Annotated in this window: 13 protein-coding genes and 1 tRNA gene; 8 read left to right on the top strand and 6 right to left on the bottom strand. The window is 71.0% G+C overall.

The genetic code is table 11. The features are described 5' to 3' along the window. Positions 1-163 precede the first annotated feature (163 nt). Both ACWEN6_RS33350 and ACWEN6_RS33345 read left to right on the top strand, forming a co-directional pair. Positions 164-679, top strand: coding sequence for a M48 metallopeptidase family protein (locus tag ACWEN6_RS33350; protein ID WP_354840574.1), 516 nt, complete (start codon positions 164-166; stop codon positions 677-679). Between the two features lie 52 nt (positions 680-731). Further along, on the top strand, positions 732-1322 hold the full coding sequence (locus ACWEN6_RS33345) for a hypothetical protein (RefSeq protein ID WP_354927392.1): 591 nt from the start codon (positions 732-734) through the stop codon (positions 1320-1322). 48 nt (positions 1323-1370) lie between these two features. On the opposite strand, the gene ACWEN6_RS33340 is transcribed toward ACWEN6_RS33345, so the two are convergent. The 3 genes from ACWEN6_RS33340 to ACWEN6_RS33330 form a co-directional block, all read right to left on the bottom strand. Further along, positions 1371-2396: an endonuclease/exonuclease/phosphatase family protein gene (locus ACWEN6_RS33340; protein ID WP_452575839.1), complete on the bottom strand. Its 1026-nt coding sequence runs from the start codon at positions 2394-2396 to the stop codon at positions 1371-1373. 93 nt (positions 2397-2489) lie between these two features. Further along, a complete protein-coding gene (locus ACWEN6_RS33335; RefSeq protein ID WP_452575837.1) occupies positions 2490-3053 on the bottom strand; it encodes an NUDIX hydrolase in 564 nt (187 codons plus the stop codon). Beyond that, positions 3050-4327, bottom strand: coding sequence for a zinc-dependent metalloprotease (locus ACWEN6_RS33330; RefSeq protein WP_452575956.1), 1278 nt, complete (start codon positions 4325-4327; stop codon positions 3050-3052). The genes ACWEN6_RS33335 and ACWEN6_RS33330 overlap by 4 nt, the downstream gene beginning before the upstream one ends. 115 nt (positions 4328-4442) lie before the next feature. Here ACWEN6_RS33330 and ACWEN6_RS33325 point away from each other — a divergent pair, with 115 nt between their 5' ends. From ACWEN6_RS33325 to ACWEN6_RS33305, 5 genes are all read left to right on the top strand, one after another. Then, entirely contained in the window at positions 4443-5531 is a 1089-nt protein-coding gene (locus ACWEN6_RS33325) for an NAD-dependent epimerase/dehydratase family protein (protein WP_354927384.1), read from the top strand. 94 nt (positions 5532-5625) lie between these two features. After that, a complete protein-coding gene (locus tag ACWEN6_RS33320) occupies positions 5626-6051 on the top strand; it encodes a molybdenum cofactor biosynthesis protein MoaE (protein WP_354840591.1) in 426 nt (141 codons plus the stop codon). A gap of 92 nt (positions 6052-6143) precedes the next feature. Next, positions 6144-7190 carry a YlbL family protein gene (locus ACWEN6_RS33315; protein ID WP_354840593.1) on the top strand — a complete coding sequence of 349 codons (1047 nt, stop codon included), beginning with the start codon at positions 6144-6146 and terminating at the stop codon, positions 7188-7190. A 305-nt stretch (positions 7191-7495) separates the two neighbouring features. Beyond that, a complete protein-coding gene (locus tag ACWEN6_RS33310; protein WP_452575835.1) occupies positions 7496-10411 on the top strand; it encodes a UPF0182 family membrane protein in 2916 nt (971 codons plus the stop codon). A gap of 104 nt (positions 10412-10515) precedes the next feature. Further along, positions 10516-10592 (top strand) — tRNA-Met (locus tag ACWEN6_RS33305). Between the two features lie 107 nt (positions 10593-10699). Here ACWEN6_RS33305 and ACWEN6_RS33300 read toward each other — a convergent pair. Beyond that, a complete protein-coding gene (locus ACWEN6_RS33300) occupies positions 10700-11542 on the bottom strand; it encodes a UbiA family prenyltransferase (protein ID WP_452575833.1) in 843 nt (280 codons plus the stop codon). Positions 11543-11645: 103 nt separating this feature from the next. On the opposite strand from ACWEN6_RS33300, the gene ACWEN6_RS33295 reads away from it, so the two are divergent. Beyond that, positions 11646-13232, top strand: coding sequence for a bifunctional 3'-5' exonuclease/DNA polymerase (locus tag ACWEN6_RS33295; RefSeq protein ID WP_452575831.1), 1587 nt, complete (start codon positions 11646-11648; stop codon positions 13230-13232). A gap of 1 nt (position 13233) precedes the next feature. Here the strand turns inward: ACWEN6_RS33295 and ACWEN6_RS33290 are convergent, their stop codons facing one another. Both ACWEN6_RS33290 and ACWEN6_RS33285 read right to left on the bottom strand, forming a co-directional pair. Then, positions 13234-13446, bottom strand: a complete 213-nt coding sequence (locus ACWEN6_RS33290) for a hypothetical protein (RefSeq protein WP_354840605.1) — start codon at positions 13444-13446, stop codon at positions 13234-13236. A 92-nt stretch (positions 13447-13538) separates the two neighbouring features. Next, on the bottom strand, positions 13539-13940 hold the full coding sequence (locus tag ACWEN6_RS33285) for a hypothetical protein (RefSeq protein ID WP_354840608.1): 402 nt from the start codon (positions 13938-13940) through the stop codon (positions 13539-13541). Positions 13941-14526 lie beyond the last annotated feature (586 nt).

Below are 14526 nucleotides of genomic sequence, written 5' to 3'. Positions count from 1 at the left end.
CCCCACCTGTGGATAAGTTCGGCGCGGATTCACCGTGGTCGGCGGCGGCATGTGGGACACATGAGGGCGCTGAGTTGACTGAACATCGGGCGAACGTTGATTGACCAGGGAAAACGTTGTTCACCCCCTGTGGAAATACGGCACTGTCGGCTACCGTGCATATGTGCCCCCCGAGACAGTCGAGGTCCGCCGGAGTGCACGCCGCCGGCGGACCGTATCCGCATATCGCGATGGAGACAAGACCATCGTGTTGCTGCCTGCCGGTCTGAGCCGCACCGACGAGGAACAATGGGTCCGGCGCATGCTCGATCGCCTCGCCGCCAAAGAGCAGCGCAGGCGCCCGAGCGACGACGACCTGCTCGAACGGGCCCGCGATCTCGCCGTGCGCTACCTGGACGGCAAGGCGGTGCCCTCGAGCGTGCGGTGGGCGGAGAACCAGCGGCACCGCTGGGGGTCGTGCACCCCCGACCACGGCACCATCCGGCTGTCGACGCGCCTGCGCGGCATGCCCGCCTGGGTCGTCGACTACGTCATCATGCACGAGCTGGTCCACCTGCTGGTGCCCAGCCACGGTCCCCGGTTCTGGGCCCTCGTCGAGCGCTATCCAAGGGCCGAACGGGCACGCGGGTTCCTGGAGGGGTACTCCATGGCGGCGAACGGTACGGTCGAGGAATGCTGAACCCGCGCGACGGCCGTTCCTCCACAGGGGTGGCGGCCACCGCTGGAGCCCGATGAGGCAGGCCGCGGTCCTGGTCACTCCGGCCATGGGCAAGGGCGCCCCGCCCGGCGTGGACTCCGGCGAGTTCCTGCTGGCACTGGCCGAGGACACCTACGAGATCGTCGCCGGGCTCGACCTGGTCGAGCCCGTCATCCTGGCCGCCGGCGTCGACGGGCTCGAGGACCTCGCCTGGCCCGGCACGCGGGTGATCGCGCTGCCCGACTCCGGCGGCGTCGCCGAGGCGTTCGCCGCGCTCGCGCCGTACGGCGAGGAGGCCGTCGTGATCAGCGGCGACGCCCCCGACCTGCCCCCGCTGCTGATCGGCAAGCTGTTCCGCGAACTCGGCCGCGCGCCCATCGCGGTCTGCCCGGCCGAGGGCGGCGGGGCCGTGGCGATGGCGGCCCGGCTGCCGTTCCCCGACTGGGCGAAGGCCGGGCTGGAGGAGGACGACGTGGTCGCGCGGCTGCGCGCGCAGGCGCCCGGCAGGCGGATGGTCGCCACCGGCCCCGGCTGGCACCGGCTGCGCGTCCCCGCGGACGTCGCCCGGCTGGACCCGGGCCTGGAAGGCTGGGACAACACCCGGGCCCTGCTCACCGGCCGATGACGGCCCCCCAAGCACCCCAGCGGTGAGGGCCGCCGGGCCGGCAGGCGGTCAGCCGGCGGCCGGCAGGGACAGCTCGGTGATGACCGCGCGGTGATCGGTGCGCGGGACGGTGTACACGTGGTAGCCGAGCACCGAGATGCGCCGGTCGGCGAGCACGTGGTCGATCGTGATCAGCGGCGGCAGCTTCTTGTTCGCCGGCCAGGTCGGAGTCAGGCCGCCCCCGGCGGTGTCGCCCGCGTCGCGGTACCCGCGCGCGACCACCTTGCGCATCTCGGCGTGGTCGAGGCTGGCGTTGAAGTCGCCCGCCAGGATGCGGAACGGCCCCGACGCCGGCCCCGCCGGCAGCGCGCGCAGCCCCTCGGTCCACTCGGTGACCTGCGGACCCAGCGGCGGCAGAGTGTGCACGTCGACGATCTGGACCTGCGCGCCGCCCGGCAGGGTGAGCTTGGCCGCCGGCATGTTGTGCCCGATGACCTGGAACAGACCGTCCAGGCGGGTGATCGGATGGCGGGAGAAGATGCCGCTGCCCGCCGCGCTCCACTCGTCCTGCAGGTAGCGATAGGGCATGAGGTCCTTCAGCCCCGCCGCGTCCAGGGCCTCCACGGCCCCCGGAGTGAGCTCCTGGGTGTTCAGGACGTCGGGGCGGTGGCGGCGCACCAGGTCCACGACGGTCCGGGCGTCGCCGTGGCCGAAGAACAGGTTCGACGTCATGATCGTGAACGGCACCCCGGAGGACGCCTGCGCGACCGGCGCGTCCCCGAACGCGCGAGGCAGCACGCTGACGCCGAGCGCGGCGGTCGTCGCCAGAGCCACCGCGGTCACGGCCTTCCTGCGCGACAGGACCCCGAGCAGGACCGGCAGGAGCGAGCCCGCCGCGGCGTACGGAGTCGCGGTCATGATCTGCGCCGGGAACGATCCACGCTCCAGGCCGCCGAGCCGCCACACGGCCCAGGCGGCGAACGGGGTCACCGCGAGCCAGGCGAGCTTCCCGGAAACGCGGAGGCGCCGGGACGGGGTCACGATCACGCCCCCCACCGGTGTGTCGGTCGTGATGTTCACCAGTCCCCCGGGCATGCTTCGGCAGTACTTCTAGAGCCTATCCAGCCTGTGTATGACCCGCGTGAAGACGCGGCGCGCGGACCTCGTGTCACCGGAGAGGCAGAGATCTCAGACGGGCCGCTGCGGGCTCGCGTCCAGCAGCAGCGCGCGGGCGCGGCGCGCGAGCCGGCGGGTCGCCTCGTCCGTCGGCTCGGGGATGTCCTCGACGGGCACCCAGCGAAGCTCCAGCGACTCCTCGCTGATCACGAACTCGGCGCCCGGCGGCGCCACGGCGCCGTACTCGACGTCCAGGTGCCAGCTGTGCGGGGGATGGCACCACACCCGGTGCCGGTCGAGCGCGAGCGGGCCGGGCAGGAGCCGCAGGCCCGCGATGCCGGACTCCTCCGTCGCCTCGCGCAGCGCGGCTTCCTCCAGCGACAGGTCGGCCGGCTCGCAGTGCCCGCCCATGGGCAGCCACATCCCGGCCTTCGGGTGCAAGGTGAGCAGCACCTTGCACCCGTCGTGCGAGAGCACCGCGGTGGTGGCCGTCAGGTGGCCCGGCGCGCACGAGCGCCACATGGCGTCGTCGTACCGGCCCAGGTGCGAGAGGAACTCCTCGCGGAGCGACTCCTCGCCGGCGGTCGGCGCGGACCAGCCGGACAGCGCGGCCAGCGCCCGCTCGTGGAGCGTCATCCCTCGCCGGGCCCCGCGGACCCGCGTTCAGGACCGGCCTCGCCGGGCTCTTCCCCGCCCGGACCGTCCTGCGGCGCCTGGTCCTCCTCGAACGCCGACAGGTCGAGCTTGGTGCCGCCGCGGACGAACGCCTCGGGGTCGTCCAGGTCTGCGGCGGCCGGCATCAGATCGGGGTGGGACCACACCGCGTCGCGCCCGTCGACGCCGCGGGCGGCGGCCAGGGCCTGCCACAGCGCGGCGGCCTCGCGCAGCCGGCGTGGACGCAGCTCAAGACCCACGAGCGTGGCGAAGGTGCGCTCGGCGGGCCCACCGGTCGCCCGGCGGCGGCGCATGGTCTCCGACAGGGCGGCGGCCGAGGGCAGCTTGCCTTCGGCGGCGGCGTCGACCACCGTGCCGACCCAGCCCTCGACCAGGGCGAGGATGGTCTCCAGCCGCGACAGCGCGACCTTCTGACGCTCGGTCTCCTCGGGCTTGAGCAGCGCGCCGCCGCTCAGAGCCTCCTGGATCTGCTCGGGGTTGCTGATGTCGAGCCCGCGGATCTGCTCCTCCAGGGCGGAGGTGTCCACGGTGATGCCCTTGGCGTACTCCTCGACGGCGCCGAACAGCTGGGTGCGCAACCACGGGACGTGCTGGAACAGCCGATGGTGCGCGGCCTCCCTGAGCGCCAGATAGAGGCGGATCTCCTCGGAGGGGATCTCCAGGCCGTGGCTGAAGGCGGCGATGCCGCCCGGCAGCAGCGCGGCGGTGTCCGACAACGGCAGCCCGATGTCGGAGGAGCCGATGACCTCGGGGGCCAGCGCGCCGAGGGCCTGGCCGATCTGGCTGCCGACCATCATGCCGCCCATCTGGCGCATCATGCCCATCAGCGGCCCAAGCTGCGCGGCCATCGCCTGGTCGCCGCCGAGCCCGCCGAGCCCGGCGCCGCCCAGAGCGCCGCCCATGGTGTCGACCATGCGCTCGGCGATCGGGTCGCACAGCTGCTTCCACACCGGGACGGTTTTCTCGATCCACTCCGAGCGGCTCCACGCCTCGGGCGCGGTCAGCCCGCTCGGCAGCTCGGTCACCTCGTTCAGCCAGAGGTCGGCGAGGCGGAGCGCGTCGACGATCTGGCGGCGCTCCCCCTCCATGACGCTCGGATCGCCTTCGGCGACCACGGCGTGGCGGGCGATGTTCTTGGCCATGTCCCAGTTGACGGGACCGGAGCCCGCCGGAGCCGAGAGCATGTCGGCGAACTGGCGCATGGCCGCGGCCATCTGCTCCGGATCGCCGAACATCGCGAACGGATTCTCGTTGGGGTCGTTTTCGCGACCTGGCAGGTCAGTCACCGCTCTACCTCGTGCAGGATGGAGGAGTCCACATCCGCCACGTTATCCGTCGCAGGGCGGATCAGTGCAAAGTGAGGACCTCGTGACTACCTCGAAACGCCTCCGCCCGCCGGTCGTCGCCGTCACGGGCGCGGCATCCGGTCTGGGGAGGGAGTTCCTCTCCCGGGTCGCCTCGTCTGCGGATTTCCGCCGCGTCGTGGCGATCGACGATCAGCGGGGGGACGTCGCGGACGTCACCTGGCGGGTGATCGACGTCCGAGATCCGCTCTTGGCGAACCGCATCTCCGACGTGGACGTGCTGGTGCACCTGGCCGCCGATTACCGGCTCGACTCCGACCCGGGCGAGCGCCGCGGGTACAACCTGCGGGCCGCCCAGACGGTGCTCACCGCCTCGGCCGCCGCGCGCGTCCGGCGGGTGGTCGTCGTGACCAGCGCCATGGTCTACGGGGCGGCGCCGGACAACCACGTCCCGCTGCCCGAGGACGCGCCGGTCGCCGCCGAGCCCGACTCCGGCGTCGTCGGCGACCACCTGGAGATCGAGGCGCTCGTGCGCCGCGCCCTGCGCAGCCACCCGGGCCTGGAGGTCACGGTGCTGCGGCCGGCCGCCGTCGTCGGCGCCGGTGTGGACACCGTGGTCACCCGCCACTTCGAGGCCCCCCGCCTGCTCACGGTCAAGGGCTCGGCCCCGCGCTGGCAGTTCTGCCACGTCGAAGACCTGGTCTCGGCGCTGGAGCTCGCGGCGCTCGGCCAGGTCTCGGGGGTGGTCACCGTGGGCAGCGACGGATGGCTGGAGATGGAGCAGGTCGAGGAGCTGTCGGGCCTGCGGCGTTTCGAGCTGCCCGCCGGGCTCACCTTCGGCACCGCCCAGCGCCTGCACCGGCTCGGCATCACCCCGGCTCCCGCGACCGACCTGCACTACGTCGTCTACCCGTGGGTGGTCGACTGCGCCTCCCTGCGCGCGGCCGGGTGGAAGCCCGCCTGGACCAACGAAGCGGCGTTCCAGCAGCTCCTGGAGCTGCGCGAGGGCCGCCACGCGGTCGTCGGCCGCCGCCTGCCGGGCAAGGAGGCCACCCTGACCGCCGCCGGGGCCACCGTCGCGGTCATCGGCACCGCCGCCATCGTCCGCCGGGCCCGCAGGCGCCGTCGCATCTGACCGTGCTTGCGTGGCTCGCCGCACTCGGCGGGCTCGGGGCGCGGCGGGGGCGGGAGAGACCGGATGTGGGGGGCGACACAGTAGGCTTCGAGGGGTGACCGCCATTCGTTTGCTGGGCATTCGGGACACTCCGCTGTCGGTGGAAGAGGTGCTCGCCGCCGTCGGCGACCACGGGGCCGGGGGGACGACGCTCTTCGTCGGCACCGTGCGCGATCATGACAACGGCAAGCCGGTGACCCTGCTGTCGTACTCGGCGCATCCGACGGCCGAGGCCGAGCTGCGCCGCGTGGCGGAGAAGGTCGCCGCGGACTTCCCGGTCACGGCGCTCGCGGCCGTCCACCGGGTCGGCGAGCTCAAGCTCGGCGACGCCGCGGTGATCGTCGCGGTGGCCGCCGCGCATCGGGGCGAGGCGTTCGAGGCATCCCGCCGCCTGATCGACGACCTGAAGAGCGAGGTCCCGATCTGGAAGCACCAGGTGTTCACCGACGGCTCCACCGAGTGGGTCGGCGCCGGCGGGTGATCCGCCCCGCCGGGAAGCTGCGATTGACCTGGATGTCCGCCCTGTGTGTGTCCGCGTAACCACGGACGTGGTAAGCGCATAGAGTTGCCACCATGTCCCGACGACGTCTGACGTTGATGATGGCGGGCGTCCTCACGCTCGTGCTGGGTGGGGCGGGCGCGCTGCTTCCGGTGCCGTACGTCGCGCTGAGCCCGGGCCCGACCGAGAACACCCTCGGCGACGTGAAGGGCAAGCCGGTCATCAGCATCTCGGGCCACCAGACCTACCCGACCTCGGGCAAGCTCAGCCTGGTCACCGTCGCCTACCAGGGCGGTCCCGACGCGCACATCGACCTGCTCACGGCCCTGCGCGGCTGGATGGACCCGACGGTCGCCGTCGTCCCGGAAGAGACGATCTTCCCCAAGACGGTGTCGGTCAAAGAGGTCGAGCAGCAGAACACCCAGGAGATGAGCAGCTCCCAGCAGGACGCCACCGCGGCGGCGCTGAACGAGCTGAAGATCCCGGTCGGCTACCTCGTGGCCGTGGCCAGCGCCCAGAAGGGCAGGCCCGCCGACGGCAAGCTGCGCGCGGGGGACGGCATAGCGACGGTCGACGGCACTCCGGTGCGCACCGTCGACGAGGTCGGGGCGCTGGTCCGCAAGCACAAGACGGGCGAGCAGGTCGACTTCGGCATCGTGCGCGACGGCAAGCCGATGAACGTCCAGGTCGGCACCGTCGCAGGCAAGGACGGCCCCATCGTCGGGGTGATGATGGGCGGCACGCGCTACAAGTTCCCGTTCGAGGTCACCGTCAACGTCGGCGACGTCGGCGGGCCGAGCGCCGGGCTGATGTTCTCGCTCGGCATCTACGACAAGCTCACGCCCGGCGAGCTCACCGGCGGCAAGTCGATCGCCGGCACCGGCACGATCACGCCGGACGGCAAGGTCGGCCCGATCGGGGGCATCCAGCAGAAGATGGTCGGCGCCCGCGACGCCGGCGCGACGGTCTTCCTGACCCCCGCCGACAACTGCGACGACGCCGTTCCCGCCGTGCCCAAGGGTCTGCGCCTGGTCAAGGTCTCCACCATGCACGAGGCCGTCCAGGCGATCGAGGCGTTGCGCACGGGTTCCGGGCCGGTGCCGAGGTGCTCGTCCCGATGACGCCGTGGCCGACGTGATCGCCGCACGCGACCGCGCCGCGGGGAACCCGCCGCCCGTCCGGGGCGTTGGGTCACGTGGACACGCGCGTCTCATCCAGCGGCGCCGCACGATCTCCGACCCTGCCCGCGGGCGGCCTTCGATGTGGGGCGTCCGCCGGCGAACCCGGCGCACGTTGTGCCCCGGCGGTGCCCAGGGCTCAGAGCGTGACCGCGCCATCACCGGTGTAGGTTGCCAAGACACGGACCGTTACTCGTGAAATCTAGGGGTGGGCCTTGACCTTCCGGAACCCCGGCGCGGGTCGGGCGATGCGTTTGCCCCGCCGGCCGCGGCTTCTCGTGCCCGTCGCGATCACTCTGGTCGCGATCGTCATCTTCTTCTTCGTCTTCGCCGGCATCTTCACCGACTGGCTGTGGTTCGACTCGGTCGGCTACACCACGGTGTTCTCGACGATGCTGGTGACCCAGTTGCTGCTGTTCGTCTTCGGCGCACTGCTGATGGGCGGCATTGTCGGCGGGAACATCCTCATCGCCTTCCGGTCGCGGCCGCTGTTCGGCATCGGCATGTTCGGCGGCTCCGCGCAGGGTGCCGACCGCTACCGCGCGGCGCTCGACCCGCACCGCAAGATGATCTTCATCGTCGGGCTGGCGGTCCTGGGCCTGTTCACCGGGTCCTCCACCGCCGGCCAGTGGAAGACCTGGCTCCTGTTCATCAACGGGACGCCGTTCGACAAGGTCGACCCGCTGTTCAAGATGGACGTCTCGTTCTTCATGTTCACCTATCCGTTCATCCGGATGGTGCTGAACTTCCTGTTCACGGCGGTGATCATCTCGATCATCGCCGCGGCGATCGTCCACTACCTGTACGGCGGCTTCCGGCTCAACTCGCCCGGCCTGCACGCCACGCGCGCCGCCCGTGTCCACCTCTCGGTGCTGGTCGGCCTGTTCGTGCTGCTGAAGGCCGTGGCCTACTGGGTCGACCGTTACGGGCTGGTCTTCTCCGACCGCGGCAAGGTGTTCGGCGCCTCCTACACCGACGTGAACGCCGTGCTCCCCGCCAAGAGCATCCTGGCGATCATCGCGCTGATCTGCGCCGTGCTCTTCTTCGCCGGCGTCATCCGCCCCGGCGGCATGCTGCCGGGCGTCGGCCTCGGCCTCCTGGTGCTGTCGGCCGTCCTGGTCGGCGGTGTCTACCCGGTCCTGGTCGAGCAGTTCCAGGTCAAGCCGAACCAGCAGAGCAAAGAGCGGCAGTTCATCGACAGCAACATCAGGGCCACCCGAGATGCCTACGGCGTGGCCTCCACCGAGGTCACGCCGTACAGCGCCAAGACGCAGGGCAGCCAGCAGGAGATCGCGAGCGAGGCCTCCACGATCCCGGGCGTCCGCCTGCTCGACCCGACGGTGCTGCCCGCGACCTACGAGCAGCTCCAGCAGATCAAGGGCTACTACCAGTTCCCCGAGTCGCTCGACGTCGACCGGTACACCATCGACGGGGTGTCGCGCGACACGGTCGTCGCGGTGCGCGAGATCGGCCGGCCGCCCGACCGCAACTGGATCAACGACCACCTGGTCTACACCCACGGCTTCGGCTTCGTCGCCAGCCCTGGCAGCAAGACCGACCCGCAGGGCAACCCCGACTTCCTGGTCAAGGACATCCCGCCGACCAACGGCCTCGGCTCGTTCGAGCCGCGCATCTACTTCGGCGAGCACTCTCCCGACTACTCGATCGTCGGCGGCGGCAAGAACATCGAGCTCGACTATCCCGAGCAGAGCGGCAACGGCCAGGGCAGCGGCCAGGTGAACACCACCTACCGCGGCAAGGGCGGCGTGCCCATCGGCAACTTCTTCACCCGCATGCTCTACGCCGCCAAGTACGGCGAGACCAACATGCTCCTGTCGTCCAGCATCAACGACCAGTCCCGCATCCTGTACAACCGCGACCCGAGGTCGCGGGTCCAGCAGGTCGCCCCGTTCCTCACCCTGGACGGCGACCCGTACCCCGCGATCGTCAACAACCGCGTCCAGTGGATCATCGACGGGTACACCATGTCGGAGGACTACCCCTACTCCCAGCGCCGCAGCTTCGGCGACATGACCCGCGACACCTCCACCGACCGGTTCCTGACGCCGCAGCAGCCCCGCGACCAGATCAACTACATCCGCAACTCGGTCAAGGCGACGGTGGACGCCTACGACGGCACCGTCACGCTGTACAGCTGGGACGACAACGACCCGCTGCTCAGGACCTGGGAGAAGGCCTTCGGCGGCGTCATCCAGCCCAAGTCGAAGATCCCTCCGGAGCTGATGGACCACCTGCGCTACCCGGAAGACCTCTTCAAGGTGCAGCGCGACGTCCTCGGCCAGTACCACGTGACCAACCCCGACGCCTTCTACGGCGGCCAGGACTTCTGGAAGGTCCCCGAGGACCCGGCCAGTTCCAAGACCAAGCAGCCGCCGTACTACGTGACGATGCGGATGCCGAACGAGACCGATCCGAAGTTCTCGCTGACCACCACCATGGTGCCCAACAACCGGGACAACCTGGCGGCGTTCATGTCGGTGGACGCGACGGGCGGTGCGGACACCAAGATCCGCATCCTGCAACTCCCCAGTGAGACGACGATCCGCGGTCCCAAACAGGCGCAGAACGCCTTCGACACCAAGGCTGCGAGCGTCCTCAACGATCTGCGCATCGGCGGCACCACCGAGACGCTGAACGGCAACCTGCTCACGCTGCCGTTCGGCGGTGGCCTGCTGTACGTCCAGCCGGTCTACGTCCAGCCGAAGGTGCAGAACTCCGCGCGCTACCCGACCCTGTTCCGCGTGCTGGTGATGTTCGGCAACGACGTCGGCGTCGGCAACACGCTCAAGGACGCGCTGGACCAGGTCTTCGGGCAGAGCGCGCAGACGCCGTCCAACCCGACGACGCCCGGCGAGCCGCAGACGAGCGTGGTCACGACCGACCTCGCCACCGCCTACAACAACGCCCAGAAGGCCTACGACGACGGCCAGAAGGCCATCAAGAGCGGCGACTTCGCGGCGTACGGCGAGGCGCAGAAGCGGCTCGCCGACGCACTGAAGCAGCTGCAGTCGGCACTGGACAAGCAGAAGGCCGCCACGCCGGCGGCCTCTCCGTCCGCGTCCCCGTCGGCGACCACCACACCCAACCCCGCGTCGGTCTCGGCCACGCCGACACCGAGCGCCTCACCCGCGCCGAGTTCGTAGCCCGCTCTCGGGCCGGGGGCCGCGAGGCTCCCGGCCCGAGACCGGCGAGGCGCGACGATTTGCCAGTGCTCTTCACGGCCGATAGTCTCTTCAATGCAAGCCGACGCGGGGTGGAGCAGCTCGGTAGCTCGCTGGGCTCATAACCCAGAGGTCGTAGGTTCAAATCCTACCCCCGCTACCACGAAGGCCCTGGTCACAGAGATGTGACCAGGGCCTTTCCCGTTTCCCGGCCTCACCGGCTCCCCGCGGCGGCGGCTTTCACACCAGCCGGGCGCCCTGCGCGGGCTTTCACACCAGCCGGGCGCCCTGCGCGGCGAACATCGCCACATCGATCACCGCCACCACGACGGTCACCGCGAAGGCCGCCCGTCGCAGGTTCCCCCGCGCGGCCGCCAGGCCGCCTCCCAGGGCCAGCACGACGGCGGCCAGCCCCGCCACGGCGGGCGCGCCGGCATGTCCGCCCGGACCGAGGGCGATGACGACCGACGCGGCCACGAGCAGGACGGCGGCGCCGACGCGGGCGCCGGTGGCCCCGAGGCGCTGCGGCAGACCGCGCACGCCGAGGGCGAGGTCGTCCGGCAGGTCGGGGATCACGTTGGCGAAGTGGGCGCCCATGCCGAGCAGCGCCCCGGCCGCCATGGCCCACGCGGCCGGCCACGGGTGCCCGGGCAGCCCGAGGGTGATGAACGCCGGGAGCAGCCCGAAGGCGGCGGCGAAGGGGAGCGGCGAGGCCGCCGTGGCCTTGAGCCGCAGGTTGTACAGCCAGCCACACGCCACGGCGGCCAGGTGTACGAGCCCGGCCGCGAGGCCGTTCGCCAGCGACAGCGGCACGCACGCCGCCAGGGCCACGAACGCGGCGCGGGCGACGGTACGCGGCGCCAGGCCCCCGCCTGTCCCGTCCGGAGTGCCGGGCCCGGCGGCGAGCGGCTTGTCGGCCCGGCCGATGGCCTGGTCGCGCCTCCGGTCGATCCAGTCGTTGCTCCAGCCGATCGACAGCTGACCGCTGAGCACCGCCGCACCGGCGAGCAGGGTGCCGCCGGCGCCCCTGCCGACGCCGGCCGCGAGGGCCGAGCCCATCGCCGTGACGACCACGGTGGGCCCCGGATGGCTGGCCCGGATCAGCGCGAGCATGTGATCTCCCTGCTTCCCCGCCGCCCACGCCGCTTCCGCGGCGCGAACGGCGCAATCGAACCTGTGATCGAACGCTGTCGGCCCTCTCGGATAGTCTGCCGCTATGCGGATCGCGGTGACGGCGGACGCGGAGGGCGGCACGCTGCGGCCCTCGGGGGAGCATGCCAGGCGGGTGGGCGATCTCGCACGGGCCGTCGGCGATCTCGAGCGCTCCGCGCGCCCCCGGTGGGTCTGGGCCGACACGCGCGCCCTGTACCCTCCGCTGATCGCCAAGGGGGTCCGGGTGGCGCGCTGCCACGACGTCACCCTCACCGAGTCACTACTGCTCGCCCACGAGGGCAGGTACGGCGAGCCCAGGTCGGCGCAGGCCGCCTACGCGCGGCTGCGCGGCCTGCCGGTGCCCGTGGACGAGGCCGGTCCGCACGCCGTCCAGGACACGCTCTTCGAGCCCGAGCCGGCCGAGGTCGACGTGAGCGAGGTGTACGCCGACCAGCTCAGGCGCATCGAGGCCGCCGAGCATCCAGGCCGGTTCCGCCTGCTCGTCGCCGCCGAGTCCGCCGGGGCGCTGATCGCGGCCGAGATGAGCCACGACGGCATGCCCTGGCGCGAAGACCTGCACGATGAGCTGCTGAGCGAACTGCTCGGCCCGAAGCCCGTGCACGGCATGCGCCCGGCCAAGCTCCAGGCCCTCGCCGACCAGGTGAGCGCGGCTTTCGGGCAGACGGTCAACCCCGACTCGCCGCAGCAGATCGTCAAGGCGTTCAAGTCGGCCGGCCTCAGCGTCGCCTCGACCAGGTCCCATGTGCTCAAGCAGGTCGACCACCCGGCGGTCGCGCCCCTGCTCGCCTACAAGGAACTCGCGCGGCTGCACAGCGCCCACGGCTGGACATGGGCCCACCAATGGGTCCGCCGCCACCGGCTCCATCCCGAGTACGTCGTCGCGGGGGTGGTCTCGGGCCGCTGGGCGACCAGCGGCGGCGGGGCGTTGCAGATCCCCAAGGTGATGCGCCGGGTGGTGGTCGCCGACGAGGGGTGGAGGCTGGTCGTGGCCGACGCGGCGCAGCTCGAGCCCCGGGTGCTGGCGGCGATGGCCGGTGATCGCGGTCTGGCCCGCGCGGCCGGCGAGATCGACCTGTACGCGGCCCTCGCGCAGGCGTTCGGCGGAGCCCGCGACAACGCCAAGATCGCCATGCTGTCCGCGATGTACGGGGGCACCAGCGGCGACGCCGCGAAGCTGTTGCCCATCATGCGGCAGCGGTTCCCGCTCGCCTACGCCTTCGTCGAGGAGGCCGCCAAGGCCGGGGAGGACGGCCGGCTGGTGCGGTCCTGGCTCGGGCGCACGTGCCCGCCGCCGTCGGCGCACTGGCTGAACCTGGTCTCCGGGCCCGAGGGCGGCCGCGCGGCCCGCGACCGCGGGCGCTTCACCCGCAACTTCGTCGTGCAGGCGACAGCGGCCGAGTGGGCCCTCACGCTGATGGCGTTGCTGCGGGGGCTGCTGCCGTCCCCCGCGAGGCTGGTGTTCTTCCAGCACGACGAGGTGATGGTCCACTGCCCCGAAGAGGTCGTGCAGGAGGTGTCGGCGGCGGTGAGCCGGGCGGCGGAGGAGGCCACCCGGCTGCTGTTCGGCCAGACGCCCGTGCGCATTCCAATGGAGGCCGTAGCGGTCTCCTGCTACGCCGACGCCAAATAGCTCACGCCCGCTCGCGCTCGGCCCACGCGGTGGCCCTGATCAGCGACAACGACTTGCGACCCGCCCAGCCGAGCAGGCAGACGCTGAAGACGATCTGGATGGCACGCAGCCACCCGGGCGTGGCCGTGGCGGCGAAGACCACCACGCCCAGCCAGAGCATGCCGAACACCGCTACCAAGGTGACAGCCGCCCAGTTCAGCCCCCGCATCAACATGGGGGAAGTCTCCCAGGGCGACTCTCATGTCACGGCAAAGCCAGTCATCTCGACACGTGAGCTTGCTGTGCCGATTTGGCGTGGAATATCGATCAGCGAGGCAGCCTGCGGGCGGTGCCCCCGCACCGGCGCATCCGAGCGCTCGCCCGGGGGCGGCTCGCCGGCCGCTGCTCAAGGTTGGCGAGCAGGGCCTCCGCCGACCGGACGTCCGACAGGATGCGCAGGACCTCCTCGTCGCCGTCGGGAAGCTGTCCCTTCTTGCCCAACTCGTGCCGCAGGAATGTCAACGGGTCGGCGTCCCCGATCGCCTCCGCGGCGACGGTCGCCCGAGCGGCCGTCAGCAGGCCAAGGTAGTGGGCGCGAAGCGTCGCCTCGCGCAGTCGCGCCTGCTCCAAGTCGTCGAGCAGGGTGCCGGCGATCTGCAGGAGATCGTCGGAGCCGCCCTTCTCGGCCGCGATGTGAGCACGGATGTCGTCGAACTCCGACCGCGTCATGATGACCACCTCCACGGGCGGGGTCCCGGGCGCCGGGGTGGCGCCGAGGGAGTCCCGCACCCTCTTCGTAACGTGTGGCGATTGCGGATGACTTGCCGACGGGTTGCCCCGGCGCGAATCGCTCGCTGTTTGGGATGGCTGAGAGGCGGGAAAGGTTTACCGACTATCAAAGTGGCCTCGGGCACTCCTGGGATGCTGCTAGAGTTTCCCCTCGTTGGGCGGCGATCAGGCCCCGAGAGATCCAAAAAATCTTCCGGATGACTGGCTGTGCCCGCAATCCTCTTGCTGTCCGGTTCCTCCCGGTTGATGCCTGGAAGTTGCATCTGTCCGGTTGGCCTGGTAAACTCGAGGGGTTGCCCTGGGAACGGGGTGGCGAATTTTAGCAGGTTTCGATGATTGACGGCAGATCGGTTGATTTGACGGAGATCGTCGGAAACTGGTAAAGTTTAAGAACACGAGATGAACGCCCCAGTCGGGGGTCGGGTCCTTGGGGGTCTGGTTTCCGGTGGTGTACGCGTCCGTTTCTTGAGAACTCAACAGTGTGTTAAAAGCCAGTGCATGATTATGCATTTTCCCGTCTTCCGTG

Source organism: Sphaerisporangium sp. NPDC004334 (genome assembly GCF_053602655.1).
Note: the sequence above shows the minus strand (reverse complement) of the source record. Positions and strands in the feature narration are given on the sequence as shown.